Source organism: Lysinibacillus sp. GbtcB16 (assembly GCF_019091145.1).
GTDB classification, from domain to species: Bacteria; Bacillota; Bacilli; order Bacillales_A; family Planococcaceae; genus Lysinibacillus; species Lysinibacillus fusiformis.
In genome coordinates this window covers 1-1,407 of the sequence record NZ_JAGXJV010000057.1, presented here as the reverse complement: position 1 = coordinate 1,407, position 1,407 = coordinate 1, and the positions used below count along the sequence as shown (strand labels likewise).

Genomic DNA, 1,407 nt, shown 5'->3' with positions numbered 1-1,407 from the left:
TCAATTCTTTTCTGATGGTGGAGCAGGTGACCAGGGCGGTACTGATCCATTGGGAGGAGGTGAACCAGGAGCAGGCGGTTCGGGTGACCCAGTAACCTATACACAGGAACAATTAGATGCTGCAAAAAACCAGCAACAAACCGATTTCTTGAAAACGTTAGGATTCGAAAATGCAGATCAATTAAAAGATACGGTGAATAGTTGGAAAGAGCACCAAGATTCACAGAAGACAGAACACGATAAGCTTAATGACAAAGTAACAACCTATGAAACGCAGTTACAAGAAAAAGACTCTACTTTGAGTGATTTACGAATGGAAAACACGGCAATCAAAGCAGGTATTACAGATGAAAAGAACTTAGCTGCTGTAATTACACTAGCAAAAACAAAGCTTAGTGACGATGTAGATATCGCGCAAGCTATTGAGCAGGTCGTAACGGAATTCCCACACTTTAAAACAGTCGTTGAGGAAGAGGGCCCGCCTAAACCGCGATTCGGTAATGGTGGACAGCATAAAAGAGAACCACAATCAGAATTAAATAAATGGCTTGAAGAATTCAAGAAATAAGAGAGGGAGATATACACATGGCTAACAACTTAAATTATGCAGAATTATACCAAGCGGGATTACAAACACGTTATCCTGGTCGTTTATACTTTGAAAAATTATGGAACACACCAAGTAATAGTTTAGTTAAATTCTCTGACGCTAAAACTATTAAATTACCACGTCTTACTGTTACTTCTGGTCGTAAAGATTATGGACGCGATACGGTTACAACTCCAGGACGTAACTTTGAAAACGATTGGGAAACAAAAACACTAACAAATGATCGTTACTGGGATACACTTATTGACCCTATGGATATTGATGAAACGAACATGGTAGCATCCATTGCCAATATCACACGAGTTTATAACGATAATGAAAAAATCCCTGAAAAAGATAAGTACATGATTTCACGTTTATTCAGCGAAAAGAAATCTAAAGATAATGGCGCCGGAAATAAAGAGATTGCTATTACTCCTGAAAATGCTTTAACTGTATTCGATGAAATTATGGAAAATATGGATGAAAAAGAAGTCCCACAAGAAGGGCGTTTATTATACGTACTTCCTACTGTTAAAACTGCGCTGAAGCAGGCTAAAGAAATTGCACGATATATGGGAGTTCAAAATAATAACGGGCAAATCAATCGTGTAGTTAACCGCTTAGATGAGGTCGAAATCATTGGTGTTCCTTCTTCACGTATGAAGACACTATATAACTTCACAAATGGAGCTAAACCTGATCCAACTGCGCAGCAAGTTCAAATGATGTTAATTCATACATCTTGTATGGTTGCACCTGAAAAATATGAATTCGTTTCAGTTGATGCGCCTAGTGCAAAAACTGCAGGAAAATAC

Annotated in this window: 2 protein-coding genes; both read left to right on the top strand. The window is 38.3% G+C overall.

Features of this window, described 5'->3' with window-relative positions:
- Window positions 1–568 (top strand): hypothetical protein (locus KVT27_RS23205; RefSeq protein ID WP_217582026.1); only part of this gene is annotated, 568 nt, incomplete at its 5' end.
- 17 nt (window positions 569–585) lie between these two features.
- On the top strand, window positions 586–1,407 hold an 822-nt coding region (locus KVT27_RS23200), incomplete at its 3' end, for a capsid protein (protein ID WP_217582025.1).